Below are 19,222 nucleotides of genomic sequence, written 5' to 3'. Positions count from 1 at the left end.
TACCCGTAGTTTGTCTGTGTTGTCAAACTACGGGTTTTCTTTTGTTATTCCCCTTTATTTTTAGTGATTGATGCCCTACTATTGATGAAAAAAGCCTACATTAGTTCTGTATGCTAAAGGACACACCATCATGGCTTTAAAAATTTATCCCGAATACCCTCTTGATGAATTAGAACAACTGATTATCAACGGCAATAAAGTACCCTACGGGGAATTTTTAATTTATGGAGACTTGGTGGAATCGCTGAGTAAAAGCGAACACGATTGGTATGTGTGGTACAGCTTGCGCTTGCCTTTTCACGATAATACGAGAATTCAACGGGCCAAAGCCGATGCAGAACTCGATTTTATCATTGTTTCTCGTTTTGGTATCATTGTGTTAGAGGTAAAAGGAGGGAATGTCTTTATTGACCAAGGACGTTTCTGCTTTAAAGATGGTGATCACACCAAATGGTTGCCTCAAAACCCTTTTGAACAAGTAAAAGGCTACAAATACACCTTAATGAACAAGGTGTTTCCAAACTTCAAGCAGGTGCAATTTTGTGAAGCTGTTGCTTTTCCAACGACTAAAATAGCGATTGAAAGTACCATTTACGATAAGAACTTGATTTACAGTGATTATACACGAAAAAATGACTATGAAAACATAGAGCATTTTCTCTTGCATATCTATAAATACACCAAAGAAAAACTAGAAAGTGTGCACCCTATTTCATTTAAAAAGTTGAAGAGGAGTGACTTGAGCTATATCGTAAATACCTTTAGCCCTAAAGTACAAGATACCAATGTATTTGCTTCGAGAAATTCATTCCAATGGCTCAAAGAGCGAAACTTAGATTATTTGTACTCGTTGGCAGAGAATCCGCGCTTGATGATTGAAGGATCTCCTGGAACAGGAAAAACAACAATGGCAATGGCCTATGCAGAGATGCAAGTGGAGCGCGAAGGAATTTACCTGTGTTGGAACGCTTTACTTTGTGCATATAATCAACAACGATTCAAAGAGCGAAATGTGCGTATTGATTGCATTACTTTCAAACAATTTATTGCAAAATATCACCCTCATGTAAACGAAAAAGAGGTGTACTATTTAAAACCATTGTCTTGTGCCAAATTAGTACAAGAAACAATGGAATATCTAGAGCAGCAAGAACAATTGCCCGATTATGATTATATGATTATCGACGAAGCCCAAGATCTATTTGATCGAAATTTAGCGCTTTTGATTGACAAGCTTTGTGGTGATGCACAAGGATTAACACAAGGTAATGTGATGTTGTTGTACGATTTAGACCAAAGTTTTTCTCTTTTTGGCCGTGACGTCACGGAATATGCGTACTTTTTGAAAGACTATTTTACCCATTTCAAATTGCATAAAATAAGGCGAAGTGCACAGAAATCGCAAATTCGCCAAATTGCAGAACACATTCAGGAATCGCCAGAAGAATGGGAAGAGATAACGGTACATCAAGCGGAATACGATGAGATAGAATTGCGTTCTTTTGATGAGGTATCCGTATTAAAAGAGGCGATTAAAGCTGTGATTGACAATATTAATGATCCGCATTCGTCTCTAGAAGCTCAGGATGTAATTGTCTTGGTGCAAAGTAAAGTTTGGCAACGCAGAAACAACGTAGCGGATTTGATCGCCGAACTACAAATGGAAGAGCTAACACCTGCGAATTTGACACTTGAACCTACGCAATTACAGTATACAACAGCATTGAAATACAAAGGACTAGAGCGTAAAAACGTGATTCTCATCGTCGATAAACCCGATCAGTTCACTCCTTTTGAATGGTATGTAGGCTGTACGAGGGCGATTGATAATTTAAATATTTGGCAGTTGCATACGTATCAAGAGCTTGAGGAAGACTAATAGATTTGTGCGATTTCGTTGAAACAAGTATTTTTGCCCTAGAATAACCCGTGAACTATGAGTGTAGCAGCATTATTAAAAAAGAGAAAAGAACAGTTAGAACAAGCCAATAAAGAAGAAGGAGCTCAATTTTTAGCTGCTTTTGCTCAAGGTGAAGAGGTGGTCGTTTTACCCTCGGGAATTGCGTATGAAATTTTGACTTTAGGAACAGGGGAAAAGCCTACACTTGCAGATAAAATCGTTTGTCACTATCATGGAACTAATACTAAAGGAGAAGTGTTTGATAGCTCTATTGACCGTGGCCAACCGAGTACATTTACGTTGCAAAAATTAATTAAAGCTTACCAAGAAGTGGTTCCTCTACTGCCAATAGGAACGAAATTCAAAATGGTTACTCCACCTGAATATGCGTATAAAGAAGAGCATATCAGCAAACAAATCGGACCATATAGTACCTTGATGTTTGAAGTGGAGTTACTCGAAATTGTATCTTAACCAGTAGAATATAAGCTATTTATATATTGCCTTTCTTTGCCTTTTGACGTAAGACATACACATATAAACTTTCCGTTTTTTCTCTGGCCCACGGTGTTTTTCTCAAGAATTTTAAAGCAGAATTAATACTTGGGTCATGGGTGAAACAGCGGATATTAATTTGCTTGCCCAAGCCTTCAAAACCTTGATAATAATCGACTAATTCTTCGAGAATATCAGCGAGTTTTTTTCCGTGTAAAGGATCTTTTGAAGTTTCCATACGAGTTGTTTTTTGGCAAATATACCGTTTATTCTTTGTTTGAGGATGAGAGGATGCATTTCAAGTCAAGATAAACTTGGTTTTCACGCTAATCAAAAATTTAATTCCAAGGCTACTCTAGAGTCTTTTCTGCTAAGATAAAAATAACAAAATGAGCGTTTCAAGCAATCGAATTTGAGCTTTTGAGGGAAGTTGTATTGTAGTTTTACCACTACTTTTACTTCAATTTAAATCCAATAAAAACGTGAAAAATAAAAGGAAATACGCCAAAAGAATCGGATACTTTTTTGTTGGATTATGTGTACTAACCAGTTTATATATGATGCATCCAAAGTTTGGTAAACGCCCATCAGGAGAACGTTTACAACGAATCAAAGAATCTGTAAATTACAGTCAAGGGAAATTCCAAAATCAAAGCCATACCCCTCAATTAACCCAATCCATAACGACAGCACTGTACGACTATTTCTTTGCAAAATCAACCGAGACTAAACCTCTCAATCAAATTCCGACTCAGGTTATTGATTGGAAGGCATTGGAAGGAGATCAACCGCAATTAGTTTGGTTTGGTCATTCGTCTTATTTGATGCAGATAGAAGGTAAATTTATCTTGGTGGATCCTGTGTTGAGTGGTAGTGCTTCTCCTATACCAGGAGGAACTAAATCGTTTAAAGGAACGGATATTGCAACAGTGGCTGAATTGCCAATTATTGATGTATTGTTTCTTACCCATGATCACTATGATCACATGGATTATGAAACATTAAAAGCTTTGAAAACGAAGGTAAAACAGGTTGTTTGTGGGTTAGGAGTAGGTGCACATTTGGAGTATTGGGGGTATTCTCCTCAACAACTTATTGAAAAAGATTGGTGGGAGGAGATTGTATTGGATACTGGGTTTAAAGTAACGCTAACTCCAGCGCGTCACTTTTCAGGACGAAGTATTTTTTCAGCCAATACGCTGTGGACTTCCTTTGTATTAGAAACAGCGCATAAAAAGATTTTCATTGGTGGAGATAGTGGATATGATACGCATTTTAAAGAAATCGGAGAGCAGTTTGGCCCTTTTGATTTAGCAATTTTAGAGAATGGACAATACGACAAGAGTTGGAAATACATTCACATGATGCCGGAAGAAGTTGTTCAAGCTGCTAAAGATTTGCAAGCACGTGTTTTATTTCCCGTTCATTCCGCAAAATTTGTATTGGCCAACCACGCTTGGAACGAACCTTTAGAACGCATAGCTTTAGAGAGTGTAAAAGAAAAGATGCCTTTGCTGACTCCTCAAATTGGAGAAAATGTTAATTTAGATGCTATGCATACCCAACCAACGTATTGGTGGAAAAACTAATTTGTTTATGGTACAATCAATCGACTTATTTGGCATTCAATTAGCTTGTTACACACAGAGTAAAAAATCTGGGGAGCAACTCATGAAACACCATGGGGTTTCTTTTTTGATTTCAGGTGAATTAGAAGCATTTGACGGTAAAACAAAATACTACTATCGAAAAGGAGATCTAATTGTATACCGAAAAAACACGCTCATCCGATTCGTTAAATACCCGTATAAAGGGGAAGCTTTTCAGGCTATTTCTGTCGTCTTGGACGATGCGATGTTACAAGAGTTTGCTTTAAATCAAGGCTATAAAGCAGAAAAGAAAACGGAAGCTAATCTCATTCGCTTAGAGCAAGATGATTTACTACAAGGTTATTTTACTGCTTTGAGAGGATGGTTTACCCAAGCAATAAAGGATAAAAACCTAATTGATCTCAAAAAGAGAGAATTGATTTATTTGCTCTTGCATCACAATCCTAATTTAGCCTCCACCTTGTTCCATTTTGCACAACCTGGAAAAGTCGACTTAGAAAACTATATGAATACGCATTTTCGCTTTAATATTCCTTTAGTTGAATTTGCTTTTCTAACAGGAAGAAGTTTGGCGACATTTAAACGAGACTTCGAAAAGATTTTTCATCTTTCTCCCAATAAATGGTTAGTAAATAAACGATTGGAAGAGTCGTATTACTTGTTGGAACATAAAAAAATGAAGGTAAAAGACGTGTATGTAGAGGTTGGATTTGAAACGCTATCTCACTTTTCGCATGCCTTTAAACAACGCTTTGGAGTGAATCCGTCGACTATTTAGCCACCAAACTTCAATGTAACCAATACAACACTAGAAGTTACGAAAAAAAAAGGGATATAAAGCTGTTAAGTATCATGTTTTTACAATTTTTATAGGGGGAACTTTATCCTAGAAAATAAGAAAACTATGAAACAAAGAGTACCCATTTCGCAAATCATGACGAAGGTATTAATTGCAGTACCTACGACTAAAAAAATTAGTGAAGTCAATCAATTATTTACCGATTACAACATCCGACATATTCCCGTAGTAGAAGGGGAGCAGTTAGTCGGTATTATATCGAGTAATGATATTTTAAAGATTGGGTATAGCACTGCTAATATGGATGTAGAAGCAATCAATGCCATTTATGACGCTTATAAATTAGAGGATATTATGACGGTTAATCCCGTTGTAATTGAGGATGATGTAACGATAAAAGAAGTAGCCGAATTATTAGTTGAACAACAATTCCACTCATTACCAGTGGTGGATAAAAACAAAGCCTTGGTCGGAATTGTTACAACAACAGACCTCATTAATTATTTAATCGCTCAGTATTAAACAATACATGAGATTTGCTTTTTTGCCTTCTATTCTCAGAATAGAAGGCTTTTTTTGTGGATAAACAGCAAGGAAAATGAAAGGATACAAAAGGACAAGCCGTAAAAATCCCATAAAAAATAAAGGATGCCGTACAAAAATCCTACCTTTGTGGGGAAACCAAGTGAAGTGAAAATGAATTCTTTTGTTGCTTTAGATTTTGAAACCGCCAATCAACATAGAAGTAGTGTATGTAGTGTTGGGTTAGTCTTTGTTGAGAATAGACAAATTGTCGATAAGTATTACGAGTTAATCAAACCTATCCCTAACTTTTATAGCTATTGGAATACCAAAGTGCACGGATTAACGGAAAGAGATACCGCCCGAGCGGAGGAATTTCCTGAAATATGGGATTATTTACGCATGCGTATCAAAGATTTGCCTTTGGTGGCGCATAATAGTGCATTTGATCAGAGTTGTTTGAAAGCGGTATTAGCGAGTTATAATCTACCCATTCACCAAAATCCATTCTATTGTACGTTTCGAAAATCGAAGCAAGTATTTCCTACCTTGCCCAATCACAAGCTCAATACCGTATCAGAATATTTGGGCTTTACACTAGATAATCACCACCATGCACTAGCAGATGCAGAAGCTTGTGCGCATATTGCATTACACGTTTTCTAGTTGATGCTTGAAGTAAACTACGAATTGAAAAAGGTAAAAATTAACTAGATTAAAAAGATGAATTACTTCATTATAGGTGATATTCACGGGTGCTATTATACGTTGAATCAGCTCTTAACTCATTGGAAGAAAGAAGAAGAAACGTTGATTTTAGTCGGTGATTTAATCGATCGCGGAAAGTATAGCGCTGAGGTTGTTTTAAAAGCGATGGAATTAACCAGCACCTATGACAACTGTATTGTTCTCAAAGGCAATCACGAAGCGGAGCTCATTCAATATATTATAGAGGGAAGCAATGAAAATTGGACTCGTCAAGGCGGAGAGGAAACTTTAGCTCATTTTGCACAAAAGGGGATTCAAAATGAGGTTATTTTACCTTGGCTTGTACAGCGCCCGTTGTGTTATGAAACCCCTCATTTTATAGTGACACATGCAGGTATTGCTGAAACGGAAGATCCTTTTTTAGAAGAAGGAGATGACAGTGTACTCTGGAATAGAAAACCCTTGAAAGCGATAGGAAAATTGCAAATACACGGACACACTCCTTTGAAATCGAATCAAGCGCAATATACGCCTGATTCTGATTCGTGGAATATTGATACTGGAGCGTATTATGGGTATGGGTTAACAGGACTTAGAATTGCTGCTGATGCCACAGTAAGAGAATGTTTGACCATTCCTACAGATCAACGCGATATTCGCTAATTAGCAGTTTAAAAACAAGACGATTGCCATTCCTTGCTGCAGGTTGGATTGAATCTTTAATTCCGCTTGAATAAGGGTCGCTCGTTCCGCCATATTATTTAAACCAATCCCGCGATGGGTTGTTTTTTTCATCCCAGAACGATTATCCTTTACTTCAAAAATAAGATGGGTATCATTCGTGTATATCTTCAATTTGCAGGTACTCGCTTGGGCGTGTTTATTGACATTTTGAAGTGCTTCTTGAATAATTTGATAGATGTTTACCTTTTGTAACGTCGATAACTGATTCAGGCTTACATTATCCTCAACTACAATAGAGAAATCCGTTTTGTATTTATTCGATTGCTTGTGAACCAATTCTATTAATAAGTTTTCAAACGATTTATTTTTAAAAATATTAGCCTGTGAAAAAGAATGAGAAATATCGCGGATTTTATTTTCCAAATATACCAATTCATTCACTAGCATTTCTTTTAAACTCTTGTTGGGAATTTCGAGCAATTGCGTATTAAAACGCAAGGTAAATATGCTGTTGATGACCCCATCATGGAGATCTTTGGCAATGCGATTGCGTTCTTTTAGTGTCGTTACATGTTCGATAGAGTTATTCTCAATCAGTAAGTTTAAGATTTGTTCGTTTTTAGATTTTTGACTATTGGTGTGCTCTAATTCTCTATTCTTTGATTTTAGTCGAAACCAAATAAGGAAGAAAAGCAAACTGCCAATCACAGCAAAAGCACTTACATATAAGAGGTATATTTTTTGCTTCAACGTCTCGTTTTCTTGTTCCAAAAGAAAAGAGTTGTATTCAATTTTAGCAAATTTACTTTTGGTTTCAACCTGTGTGTTTTCTAAGAGTTGTGTTAAGTCAACTAATTCTTTAATTAACTCGGTCGATTGTTGATCAGCATGAAAGAGCAGGAGTTCTTGTACAGCAAATTTCTTTTGCTTGTAAAACTTATTCTCATCCGCTAAATTATAGGCTTTTTGTAGCCAAAACAATGCTTGTTCGGGTTGATCGAAATCGTTATATATATTTGCAATTTCATGACAGATATCAATGGCATAAAAGGGGTGATTGAGTTTGGTATAAATTTCATAAGATTCAGTCAAATGCTCAATAATATTGTCGTCTTTCCCCTGATTATAGAGGGAGAGGTAATACGTCGTTTTTAGATGGGCATATAATTGTTTTGGGGCATTGCTCTTCTCAAAGTATTCAAGGGCTTTTAAAACAAAAAATTCAGCTTGTTTCAAATCATTTAACTCTTCATAATAGACGGCTATATTACCTAATAAATTAGACATTGCCAGATTGTATTTCTCTTCGGGCAGCGTTTTGTATTTTCCTTCGTCTTTTTTCAATATTTCATAGGTATCCAAAAGCGTTTGCAAAGCCTCAGGATGTTGAAAAAGATCTGTTACATAGAAGGTTTTTAATTGATTGGATTCGATGTGAATGGGATGGTCAGGCGTTTTTTCCAATAGTTTTAATGCCTGATATAGCTTGTTTTCAGATTCCTTGTGAAAACCCACCTCGTATAATAATCGCGCTTGATAGTAAATGTTTTCAGCTAAGGCTAAACTATCCGCACTTTTGCCATAAAATCTTTCTGCTTTTAAGTAGTATGCATATACGCTATCCAATTGTTGATTGTCGTGATAGAAAACAGCAATATCTTCATAGATATCAGCTAAACGGGTATAATCTTTTTGTTTTTTCGCCTGTTTTTCAGCCATAGTAATCAAAGTGAAAAAGGCTTCTTGATTGCTGCTCCAACGCAATTGATTAATTAAATGATCCAATTGTTCACGAGGCTGATCCTCGGATTGAAGGAACGTAGTAACTTCAGCTTCATATTTTTGTGAAATGCTGTCTTTTTGAGCCGATGTTCGCTTATAAGCAAAGAGGTTGTCTAAATCCGTTTCGTGTTTGGATTGCTTGGGCTGACAACTGCTGCAAAGAAGTGACACAATAAACAAGATGTAAAAGGAGGGGGCTAATATCTTTTTGTAAATCATGAAAAAATAAGAATGTTGTTGTTTATGTATTGCAAGCTATGCTTTAGGTAGTCGAATGGTAACTAAAGTATAGTGTTCAAGTTCAGATTCAATTGTTAAATGTCCTTGATGTATCGTTATAATTTTAAAAGCTAATGATAGGCCTAATCCCGTTCCTTGAATAGGAAATGCATTCGATGAACGATAGAAAGGCAGCGTTAATTTTTCCAAATCCTCCGCTTTAATTCCGATGCCACTATCTTTAATTTGGATGATAATCGACGTCTCTGAACTATCTAAAAGAAGGTCTATGGTTTGATTAAAGGAGAATTTATCTGCATTTAATATAATATTGGATAGGGCAAGACCTAACAGTTGTTGGTTGCCTTGAAGGTGTAATTTATGTAACTCTTCTTTTGTTTTTAGAATGAAATTTAGTTTTAAATCCTTGTGATGAAGCATGAGGTTGTCAATCGTCTGCCACCAAAAAGACTCGAAATCAATAGGGGATACATCGTAATTTACTTGATCTAGTTTAGCTAATGTGAGCAAGTTATTGATGATTTGATCCGTGTAAATGGTATCCTGAATGATGGATTGTAAAGCTTGCTGATAGGCTTGCGGATCTCGCTCTTGGGTTAAGGTAATTTCTGCGGTTCCCAATACAGCGGCAATCGGCGTTTTTAATTCGTGTGACGCATGGGCAACAAAGGCTTTTTGACTTTCAAAGGATTCGTGTAATCGCTCAAATAAGGTATTAATTGCCTCACTCAAGGTGCGGATTTCATCCCTGGACATTTCCGTAGTCGAAATCGGCTCCGCCAAAGTATCTACATTTCTCGATTGTACGTGATGAATGATTTTCTTGATGGGTTGTAGAAACGACTCTGCAAAGAAGCGAGATAGAATAAAAGTAATTAACAAGGCAATCAACAAGCTGATTAACATGATAGAACGCAACTGTTTTAGGGCATCTAATCCCGTTTGGTCAACAGCCTTAGCCATCACGATATAATCACCAGAATTATCTTTGTACAATACACCGAAAACGTATTCGTCTCCCTGTTTGAACCACACCTTATTGTCATCCACAACTGCTTGTAATACATCCTTATCCCATTTCAATTCATTTTCTGCAATGAAAATAGGATTAAAATCAAGGGTATAAATTCGAATTTGTTCTTGGGGGAGTGTGCGTGGAAATTTGCGCAATACTTCTTGAAATTCTGCATACGTAAAATTGTCTTCTGCTAAATAGTTGTGTCCAACAATATACGCTCGGTCCTCCAGTTGTTTGAAAAAGTTTTTCTGCCAATGATTCGCTACCACAAAATAAATAGCGACTAGTACAATAGAAAGTAATATGGTGAATAGACCTAAGAATTGGAGGGATAGTCGAGTGCGAATTTTCATTACAAAGTCTTTGTCTGTTAGTTCCAGTTCATCTTCCTAATTGGAGGGTGAATTGTTCTTCTTTAGTATTCGTTTCTATCTCAAACGCATAGCCTGTCTCTTTCTAGTTGGACTACAGTAGCAACTTTCAACTAGCTAAGGAATGAATGACCCCTAAAGTAAGCATTTATCCTTAAATCACAACTGCATTCAATAGGGTTTACGTTAATTCATTGGACAGCGCAAATGTATGATTTATTTTTAATGCTCCAGTAGGAACTAATAAAAGCGGATAAATAGTTATATCAGAGTGGAATAGGTATAAAAAAACGGAGTAAAAGATAGCTTTTACTCCGTTTATAAAGGACCACATCAGGGTGTTGTCTTATTTTTTTATGCGAATTTCTTGTGCTTCGTATTCGTCTTGATCTGCTGTAAAGATTTTAAATTTTACGTCAAATCCTTCTGGTACGTAAATTACGATAGGCATTCTTCCATTGTAACGTGTTGTCTCTGGTTGACCTGATACAAATAAATTTCTTTTTGGAGCATCAGGACACCCCATTTGAGTAGAGAATGCATCCCCATTGCTTTGGAATACATAGTAGTCATACCCCCAACCTTGTAAGTCTTTTTTCTCTAAAGTTCCCATTAAGCCGTAGTTGTTGCAACCATCTACTTCCATCATTTTTCCTACTCGAAATTCAATCTTTTTATTGCCATCTTGAGCAGAATGAGGTACTTCAATTACCATTTGTTTGTACCCTTTTTCTGGCTTTGGAAAAACAGATACATCTACTTTTTGCGCCATACTTGCTGTAGTTAAACTTAAAAAAACAATTAAAAATCCGATTACTTTTTTCATACTAAACTTTTGTTATTAAGAATTAATATGATAAAAGTAGTGAATTATATGCCCACATGTGAATTTTTAATAAAAGATTATCGTTTTACATTTACTGTTTGTGTAGAGATTCAACGTGAGACTTCGCAAATAGAATAGTAAAACAATGGCGATTAGCGGTATAGGAATATTGAATGGTCCATTGGTGTAATTTGACAATTTCACTTACAATGGCTAAACCTAATCCTGTTCCATTTTTCTCTTCTGTTGCTCGATTAAAACGCAGAAAAATACGTTCAGGATCCAAGGCAGCCTCTCCGGTATTATAAAGTTGAACACCTGTATCATTCAAGTTGAGGTGAATACTTCCTCCAGCAGGACAGTATTTAATTGCATTGGATAATAAGTTACTAAATAGCGATTCAAGCAAGAAGTAGATGCCTTCTACATTGATGGTTGCATCTAGTGTTTGGGTAATTTGAATCTCTTTTTCAGCCGCTAATTCTTCGAAAAAACTCCATTGCGTAGCGAGTAACTCCGCGAGGTTGATGTGTTGGAACTGTTGAAATTGATTGTTTTCAATTTTAGCGAGCAGCAAAAGATTTTTGTTTAATCGATTGAATCGAGAGGAAACGTTATAAAGCGATTGCAACAAGTGCATTTGTTTTTGCGTGAGATCTGTATCCTGTAAAAGTAAATCCAATTGAGAGCGAAAAACGGCCAAAGGCGTTTGTAACTCATGGGAAGCATTGTCTATAAATACTCTTTGCTGTTTGAAAACAGCCAAGTTGTTTTCAATTAGATGTTGTAGGTTGTTATTTAATCGATTAAATTCTAGTGTCTTAGTAGGTTTGAAAACAGGCACATTGCCTTTTTCCAAGTTGTAATGTTCAATTTGATTCAACGTTTGATAAAAAGGAGACCACAGTTTTTTGGCTAATAATTTTTGAATCAAGACAATGGATAAAAAGAAAATCAACACGATTAACCCATATTCATACAGTAGGGTATGGAATAAGTCAATGGGTTCCACCATGGCAATTCTCGAGAGTAGGAGATAGGGTTGATTTTCAATGGTAATAGGCGTGTATAGGGTTCGATATCCTACTTCATATCCTTCTGCTGGGTTGAAAAAGGAAATCAATTGAGGTTCATTAACAAGGATAGCGGTATCATGGGGGATAATTTGCAAATCGTAATTGTATTTATTCCACATGGTGATGTCTTGCTTCGTAAGCTCAGGCAGTTGATTATGCGTAAAATCATGGGTGCGATATTCGATTAATTCATCTAAATCTTCCGCATAACAAAACTCCATGACCCAATAAAATAAAGGAGCACAACCCATCAACAAAAGACTCGTGTAAAGGATAAAATAACGCTGATATGTACTTAATAAACTCTTCATTCTTCGATCCATTGATAACCAATTCCGTATATGGTTTTTATTGTACAGTCACATTGATGATCCTGTAATTTTGCTTTGACATTTTTGATATGAGCATAAACAAAGTTTTGATTGTCTAGCATATCGGCCATATCTCCAGAGAGATGTTCTGCAATCGCATTTTTTGAAACTACTCGTTTCTTATTACCAATAAGAAATAAAAGTAAAGCATATTCCGATTTGGTCAACAAAACGGGGCTATTATTTACAGTTACTTGTTTACTCAATAAGTTAATAGTCACATTACCGGAGATTAAATCATTGGTGGCAGTAGCTAATCGACGTCTTAATTGAGCGTGAATGCGGATGCTTAACTCAGGTAGAGCAAAGGGTTTCGCTAAATAATCATCGGCTCCTAATTCAAGACCTTGAATTTTATCTTCTAGGGCATTGCGAGCAGAAATAATCAAAATAGAACTGTCGATGTTTAGTTTCTTAATTTCTTCTAGTAGTAAAAGACCATCACCTCCAGGTAGCCCCAAATCCAACAAAATGCAATCATAGGTATATAATTTCAATTTATCCATGGCTTCACGGAACGTAAAAGCTTGTTCACATACATAATTAGCCTCTAAAAATTGAACTATGTTGTGGGATAGTTCGCGTTCATCTTCAACAAGTAATAGCTTCATAAGGAATGAATTTGAAACAAAGATAGTAGGCAAATTTATAGAAATTTTGAATTTCAGTTTTTGTTCTGCTTTTGGATTAAAAAAGTGAAATTTTTCTAAAATTCAAATTTTCTACAAAATGAGTTCTTCCTTTTGTATATAAATTCTAACGAATAGAATGAATTAAATGTACAACTAAATTTAAAATTACTTGTCGTATGATGCATGTAAATCGCTGGAGCAACACATCCGCAACTTCTTGTTTTGACTTACTTGGACGCACGGTTAAGCGCTTAATTGGGCTTGCAGTCGTGATTGGTTTCTTACTTCGAATGGTTTTAGCTTTTCAAGTAAGGGAAGATTTGACTTTACTCTCTCTCTTTAAATTGAGTGTGCTAGGCATCATCAATGATGTTAGTTTGACGTTACTAGTCTGCTTGTTTCTCGGAATACAATTCGTGGGAGTTTCCCATTTTAAATATAAAAAACCTTGGGGCTATCTCATTTTTGGATGCTATGCGTTGTTACTTGTTTACGTGTTATTCTTTACAACTATATTTCATGAGTATGGCAGTGTAGTACCAACAATTGCTCAAGGTTTTTTCTTGTATAAAACGCTGAGTTTTGGTTTGCGTTTATTTATACCTAAAATTCGAAGCGCTTGGAGCTATGGCATTTATTGTGGTATTATATTTATTTATGCGGTTGTTTTTGTTCAATTTGTAGGGTTAGGAGAGTATTTGTTTTGGGATGAATTTGGGGTGCGTTATAATTTTATTGCGGTTGATTACTTGATTTATACCAATGAGGTTGTCGGAAATATTGCGGAATCATATCCCATAAAAACGATTCTGATTGGCGTTGCAGCCATAGCAGGTGTATTGACCTATTGGATTATAAGAGGAGCTCGTCCCGCATTTGAACAACCAATGGAAGCGAAACAGAAGGTGAGTGTTGTACTGGGATATTGTATCTTGAGTTTAGGTTGTGTCGGAATTCTGAACTATACCACGAAATTCCAAGCCACAGATAATGTTTATTACAACGAATTACAAGCCAATGGCGGGTATAAGTTTTATCAAGCATTTAGAAGTAGTCGTTTGGATTACAACCATTTTTACGAAAAATTAGATGAAAAACAAGCACAAGCTATTGTCAATACCATGTACAATAGTAAAGGCGTTGAAAATATACAAACCATCGTGGATTCTTTACCTGCGCGTAAAAAAAATATTGTTTTAATTACGGTGGAGAGTTTAAGTGCTTCCTTTATGGAACGCTATGGAAATACAGATCAAATCACACCGCATTTGGATCAATTAGCCAAAGAAAGTTTAGTCTTTGACAATTTATTTGCAGTGGGAAATCGCACCGTTAGAGGGTTAGAGGCTGTGACCTTATCTCGCCCACCTAGTGCGGGTGAGAGTTTGGTGAAACAAGAAGATAATGCTGATTTGTATTCGCTAGGGAAAGTATTAAAAAATCAAGGGTATCAAGTACAGTATTTATATGGAGGTGATAGTTATTTTGATAATATGAAAACCTTTTTTGGAGGGAATCACTATGAGATTATTGATAAAAGCGATTTAAAACCCAATGAAATTACGTTTAGCAATATTTGGGGTGTTTGCGATGAGGATATGTTTGATAAGGCGTTGAAAACGTTTGATGCCAATAGTGAGAAAGGGCAGCCTTTTTTCAGCCATATTATGACGGTAAGTAATCATAGACCTTATACATATCCAACGGGTAAAATTACTATTGATGGAGAGGAACAATCCCGTGATGGAGGAGTCAAATATACGGATTATGCGATTGGAAAGTTTATCGAAGAGGCAAAAACGAAACCGTGGTTTAAAGACACTGTTTTTGTTGTAATTGCAGATCACTGTGCATCTAGTGCTGGAAAAGCAAGTTTACCCCTAGAGCGCTATCGTATCCCAGCCATGATTTATGCGCCAGGATTCATTGAGCCGAAAGAAGAAAAGCGATTGGTTTCTCAAATTGACGTAATGCCCACTTTGCTTGGCTTGCTACATTTTTCGTATGATTCTCGTTTTTATGGACAAGATATCTACAAGAAACAATATGAAGAAAGAGCCTTTATTGCTACATATCAGAATTTAGGGTATTTGGAAAACAATGTTTTAACCGTTTTATCGCCTAATCGAAAAGTAGAACAGTTTCAAGTATCTGAGAATGAAGAGGGCGGTTATCTCATGGAAAAACAAAATCAATTGGATGAATATTTAGTTCAACGAGCAGTAGCGAATTATCAAATATCGAGTATAGTAAGGTGAGGTAGGTGAAGATTGAAGACGTGAAGTTGGAGGTGAGTTTGACATTTTTGTAGTTTGGTTTTTAAGAGGTTATTTGTGATGTTTTTGGTTCATCACAGATAGCCTCAATTTTTAGTACAAAATAGTCTACTTTTACGACAAAATAGATTTAATTAAATACTTCGACTATGTGGTTTGTTTACGCCTTATTATCTGCTTTTTTTGCTGCACTAACAGCAATATTTGCCAAAATAGGAGTTGCTAATATTAATTCCAATCTGGCAACGGGAATTCGAACCATTATTGTATTATTTATGATTTGGGGAATTGTCTTAGTTAAAGGAGAGGCTAAAGGAATTAGTAGCCTTTCCAAAGAGAATTTAATCTTTTTAACCATTTCAGGTGTAGCTACTGGTCTATCCTGGATTTTTTACTTCAAGGCACTACAGCTTGGTGATGTTTCACAAGTAGCTCCTGTTGATAAATTAAGCGTAGCCTTGTCTATTATTCTTGCCGTTTTATTTCTAAATGAATCACTTACGTTGAAAACCGCAATTGGTGCTGGTTTAATTATCGCTGGAACTATTGTATTGGCAATAAAATAGAGAGGGGTGTTTCTTTTTGTGTGAAGTGTTTTTTGGAGGTTGCTTTTTTGTGGACTTGTATGACAATAGGTGCGTTTACGAGATGATTCATAAAAAAACAACTTTACGACTTTACAAATAGCAACTTCACTCAATAAAGACTACTTCCACAATTCCTTTAAAAACACCGTTTAAATTTTATTAGTTTTCAAAGAAAGATTGATTATAATCAATGATATACTTCTGTTCTATATAATCTCCCGATTTAAAAAATTTTCTTACTTTACGAAAATCTATACTTATGCTATCACCTTTATTATTCAAGTATTTCTCGTAATAACGAGGTAAATCTCTTTTAAATTCTTTAAGCGTGATACCCTCTATTAAATTATCTCTGCTCTTTCCTTTCTTTTTAAAATAATCCCTAATCTGATTTTTATCTTCCTTCTCAATACAATGCAAAATACCATAGTAGTAATAGCAATAATCGTCTTTTATCATTACATTTCTTCCGTGATAGGGTACAAATCTATCTACTTCCTCTCTTTCTATAGGATAAACAGAAAGATTATAACCACCACTACAACTGTAATATTCTCCTTCAAAGCTTACTAAGGTTATACTAATAATATCTGAAGGTTTTCGAGGTGTTATAGATAATTTTATTTTATTATCCAGTTTATAGATTGTATCTATAACCTTATCATTCTCAATCTCCAACTCATATTGTAAAGCAATAGAATCTTCTATTTCAAATTTCACCTTAATTCCCTTTCTACTAGTACAACTACTGAGTAAACAAAAACAACACAATAGTAGAACCACTTCTCTCATATACTAATCTTTTAAAAATATTGAATCAATTATACTTACTTCCGGTCCTCGGCGTTTGGCTATAATCTAAAAATACTTTTGCAAGTACATTTTCGGATATTCCTAACAATTTATAGCTATACTTCTTTGCTGTTAGAGTTTTTAAAAAATTGTTCTGCAAATTTCTCCCTCCTCTATTTGTTATAAAAGGCACATGTTATGAAGGTGTGCTATGAAGTATTAAAAGTAGGTACATCGAATAATTGAAATTTCACTCATAACCTTAATCCATAACCCATCACCCTTTTCCATCAAGAAATATAATTCCAGATGCTAGTACTTTGATTCAAGCGGTTTAATTTCTCTTTGATTTTCGCGTGATTGGGTTGTTCCAAGGTTGGATCTTCTTTGAGTAATTGAATAGCTTGATGTCTTGCGTAGTGTAAAATCTCTTGATCTTGTACAATATCTGCAATCTTTAGCGGTAGGGTACCACTTTGTTGAGTTCCCATAATATTTCCAGGACCACGGAGTTTTAAGTCTACCTCCGAAATCTCAAAACCATCGTTGGTGCGACACATGGTTTCCATGCGTATTTTACTGTCGTTACTCAATTTATCCCCTGTCATAAGGATACAGAAACTCTGTTCAGCACCTCGACCAACACGGCCTCTTAACTGGTGTAATTGCGATAAACCGAAGCGTTCCGCACTTTCAATAATCATAACGGAAGCATTGGGTACATTTACACCCACCTCAATCACTGTAGTGGCAACCATGATATTGGTTTCACCACGAGCAAAACGATCCATTTCTTTGTCTTTTTCTGCGGGAGTCATTTGCCCATGAACAATACTCACGCTGTATTGTGGAAGGGGAAAATCTCTTGAAATTCCCTCATATCCTTCCATTAGGTTTTTGTAATCCAAGGTTTCACTTTCCTCAATTAGAGGATAGACAATATACACTTGTCGACCTTTTGCTATTTCTTGTTTGATAAAATGCCAAACAGCCAAGCGTTTTCCCTCAAAATAATGCATGGTTTGAATCGGCTTACGACCTGGAGGTAATTCATCAATCACAGAAATATCCAAATCTCCATATAAACTCATGGCTAAGGTTCGCGGAATAGGTGTAGCCGTCATTACTAAAATATGCGGTGGAATTGTATTTTTCTTCCACAGTTTGGAGCGTTGTTCAACTCCAAATCGATGCTGTTCATCAATAATGGCTAACCCTAAGTTTTTAAAGATTACTTTATCCTCAAATAGGGCATGTGTACCAATCAATATCTGTAGGCTACCTTCTTCTAAATCGTGATGAATTACTCGTCTTTCTGCTGTTTTAGTGGATCCCGTGAGTAATTTTACCTGAATTCCCAAGGGAGCAGCTAATTCAGAAATACCAATAAAGTGCTGCGTTGCTAAGATTTCAGTAGGTGCAACAATACACGCTTGAAACCCATTATCTAAAGCAAACAGCGTACTGATAAACGCCACAATGGTTTTTCCCGATCCTACATCTCCTTGTAATAGGCGGTTCATTTGGGCGGGAGCTCCCACGTCATTGCGAATTTCTTTAATTACCCTTTTTTGAGCATTGGTCAGTGGAAAGGGAAGGTGATGGTTGTAAAACGTATTGAAATACTCGCCTACTTGCGTAAAGGGAAAACCTTGAATCTTGCCTTTACGCGCAATATTTTTAATCAGCAATTGCATTTGAATGTAAAATAACTCTTCAAATTTCAAACGAAATTGCGCTTTGTTTAATTCATCTGGATTTTTAGGGAAGTGAATATTCACCATGGCTTGATTCATTGGCATTAATCCCAACTTCGTGCGAAAATCTTCTGGTAAAGAATCGCGAAAGAGTGGGTGCGTTTCTTGAACCAATTGGTGCATTAATTTATTCATGGCCTTATTGGATATTCTAGCGCCAAGTTTCTCTGTAGAAGGATAGACCGCTTGCATACTTGAGGCGATATTATTCTTGTGTTCTTCTACGGTTTCCATCTCAGGATGAGGCATCGAATACACATAGTTAAAATGGTTGAGTTTACCGAAAATAACATAGGGTGTATTGAGCTTTAAATTTTCTTGTATCCATTTGAACCCTTGAAACCACACAAGTTCCAATTGGCCGGTGCCATCCGTAAACGTAGCGACTAATCGTTTGCCTCGTTTTTGTTCCACCGTTTTGAGGTGAATAATTTTACCCACCAATTGCACTTCTGCTAATGTAGTTGCAAGCTCATTCACCTTGTAATAACGCGTGCGATCAATATATCGATTGGGATAGAGGTGCAGCAAATCACTGTATTTAAAAATACCCAACTCTTTTTTGAGTAAATCACCACGTTGAGGTCCAACGCCTTTCAAGTATTCAATAGGGGTGTCAAGTAAATTATTATACATTTTGGATGAATGTCAAATTAAAAACCTCTAAGATACGGGTTTTTCAGTGAAAAGATAAAGGAGTTTTGGATAGAATCTGTCGCAATTTATTCTATTAATTTTGTTTTGTTTATGTTTTTATTTAGTTAGATTTAACAAAA

At 36.0% G+C, this 19,222-nt stretch carries 17 protein-coding genes; 9 read left to right on the top strand and 8 right to left on the bottom strand.

Annotated elements, in window-relative coordinates:
• Window positions 1-130 precede the first annotated feature (130 nt).
• Together ACUTSE_RS03255 and ACUTSE_RS03250 are read left to right on the top strand one after the other, a co-directional pair.
• On the top strand, window positions 131-1,879 hold the full coding sequence (locus ACUTSE_RS03255) for an NERD domain-containing protein (protein ID WP_445639223.1): 1,749 nt from the start codon (window positions 131-133) through the stop codon (window positions 1,877-1,879).
• 57 nt (window positions 1,880-1,936) lie between these two features.
• Window positions 1,937-2,374 (top strand): FKBP-type peptidyl-prolyl cis-trans isomerase, encoded by a 438-nt coding sequence (locus ACUTSE_RS03250; protein WP_445639222.1) that lies wholly within the window; start codon window positions 1,937-1,939, stop codon window positions 2,372-2,374.
• 19 nt (window positions 2,375-2,393) lie between these two features.
• Here the strand turns inward: ACUTSE_RS03250 and ACUTSE_RS03245 are convergent, their stop codons facing one another.
• Window positions 2,394-2,633, bottom strand: coding sequence for a VF530 family protein (locus ACUTSE_RS03245; RefSeq protein ID WP_259187978.1), 240 nt, complete (start codon window positions 2,631-2,633; stop codon window positions 2,394-2,396).
• A gap of 319 nt (window positions 2,634-2,952) precedes the next feature.
• Here ACUTSE_RS03245 and ACUTSE_RS03240 point away from each other — a divergent pair, with 319 nt between their 5' ends.
• The 5 genes from ACUTSE_RS03240 to ACUTSE_RS03220 all read left to right on the top strand — a co-directional run bounded on the left by ACUTSE_RS03240 (window position 2,953) and on the right by ACUTSE_RS03220 (window position 6,697).
• On the top strand, window positions 2,953-3,984 hold the full coding sequence (locus tag ACUTSE_RS03240) for an MBL fold metallo-hydrolase (protein WP_445639221.1): 1,032 nt from the start codon (window positions 2,953-2,955) through the stop codon (window positions 3,982-3,984).
• A gap of 7 nt (window positions 3,985-3,991) precedes the next feature.
• A complete protein-coding gene (locus tag ACUTSE_RS03235) occupies window positions 3,992-4,783 on the top strand; it encodes a helix-turn-helix domain-containing protein (RefSeq protein WP_445639220.1) in 792 nt (263 codons plus the stop codon).
• Between the two features lie 126 nt (window positions 4,784-4,909).
• A complete protein-coding gene (locus tag ACUTSE_RS03230) occupies window positions 4,910-5,326 on the top strand; it encodes a CBS domain-containing protein (protein ID WP_445639219.1) in 417 nt (138 codons plus the stop codon).
• A gap of 126 nt (window positions 5,327-5,452) precedes the next feature.
• Window positions 5,453-5,992 (top strand): 3'-5' exonuclease, encoded by a 540-nt coding sequence (locus tag ACUTSE_RS03225; RefSeq protein ID WP_445639218.1) that lies wholly within the window; start codon window positions 5,453-5,455, stop codon window positions 5,990-5,992.
• Between the two features lie 57 nt (window positions 5,993-6,049).
• Window positions 6,050-6,697 carry a metallophosphoesterase family protein gene (locus ACUTSE_RS03220; RefSeq protein ID WP_445639217.1) on the top strand — a complete coding sequence of 216 codons (648 nt, stop codon included), beginning with the start codon at window positions 6,050-6,052 and terminating at the stop codon, window positions 6,695-6,697.
• Here ACUTSE_RS03220 and ACUTSE_RS03215 read toward each other — a convergent pair whose 3' ends face one another.
• From ACUTSE_RS03215 to ACUTSE_RS03195, 5 genes are all read right to left on the bottom strand, one after another.
• Window positions 6,698-8,671: a sensor histidine kinase gene (locus ACUTSE_RS03215; RefSeq protein WP_445639216.1), complete on the bottom strand. Its 1,974-nt coding sequence runs from the start codon at window positions 8,669-8,671 to the stop codon at window positions 6,698-6,700.
• Window positions 8,672-8,755: 84 nt separating this feature from the next.
• Window positions 8,756-10,111, bottom strand: a complete 1,356-nt coding sequence (locus ACUTSE_RS03210; RefSeq protein WP_445639215.1) for a sensor histidine kinase — start codon at window positions 10,109-10,111, stop codon at window positions 8,756-8,758.
• Between the two features lie 364 nt (window positions 10,112-10,475).
• Window positions 10,476-10,955 carry an ecotin gene (locus tag ACUTSE_RS03205; RefSeq protein ID WP_445639214.1) on the bottom strand — a complete coding sequence of 160 codons (480 nt, stop codon included), beginning with the start codon at window positions 10,953-10,955 and terminating at the stop codon, window positions 10,476-10,478.
• A gap of 91 nt (window positions 10,956-11,046) precedes the next feature.
• Window positions 11,047-12,342: a sensor histidine kinase gene (locus ACUTSE_RS03200; RefSeq protein ID WP_445639213.1), complete on the bottom strand. Its 1,296-nt coding sequence runs from the start codon at window positions 12,340-12,342 to the stop codon at window positions 11,047-11,049.
• The gene (locus ACUTSE_RS03195) at window positions 12,339-13,013 is read right to left on the bottom strand and encodes a response regulator transcription factor (RefSeq protein WP_115090701.1); all 675 of its coding nucleotides are present in this window, start codon (window positions 13,011-13,013) and stop codon (window positions 12,339-12,341) included. Before ACUTSE_RS03195 ends, ACUTSE_RS03200 begins: the two co-directional genes overlap by 4 nt.
• Window positions 13,014-13,210: 197 nt before the next feature.
• Between ACUTSE_RS03195 and ACUTSE_RS03190 the strand changes: the two genes are divergently transcribed.
• Both ACUTSE_RS03190 and ACUTSE_RS03185 read left to right on the top strand, forming a co-directional pair.
• Window positions 13,211-15,292 (top strand): LTA synthase family protein, encoded by a 2,082-nt coding sequence (locus tag ACUTSE_RS03190; RefSeq protein ID WP_445639212.1) that lies wholly within the window; start codon window positions 13,211-13,213, stop codon window positions 15,290-15,292.
• Between the two features lie 167 nt (window positions 15,293-15,459).
• Entirely contained in the window at window positions 15,460-15,876 is a 417-nt protein-coding gene (locus ACUTSE_RS03185) for an EamA family transporter (protein ID WP_002985567.1), read from the top strand.
• Window positions 15,877-16,056: 180 nt separating this feature from the next.
• On the opposite strand, the gene ACUTSE_RS03180 is transcribed toward ACUTSE_RS03185, so the two are convergent.
• Both ACUTSE_RS03180 and recG read right to left on the bottom strand, forming a co-directional pair.
• The gene (locus ACUTSE_RS03180) at window positions 16,057-16,689 is read right to left on the bottom strand and encodes a hypothetical protein (RefSeq protein ID WP_445639211.1); all 633 of its coding nucleotides are present in this window, start codon (window positions 16,687-16,689) and stop codon (window positions 16,057-16,059) included.
• Window positions 16,690-16,979: 290 nt separating this feature from the next.
• A complete protein-coding gene (gene recG, locus ACUTSE_RS03175; protein WP_002985566.1) occupies window positions 16,980-19,082 on the bottom strand; it encodes an ATP-dependent DNA helicase RecG in 2,103 nt (700 codons plus the stop codon).
• Window positions 19,083-19,222 lie beyond the last annotated feature (140 nt).

It is taken from the genome of Myroides sp. TSA_177.3 (genome assembly GCF_052691955.1).
The sequence above is the reverse complement of the archived record's forward strand: the minus strand, read 5'-3'. Positions and strand labels throughout refer to the sequence as shown.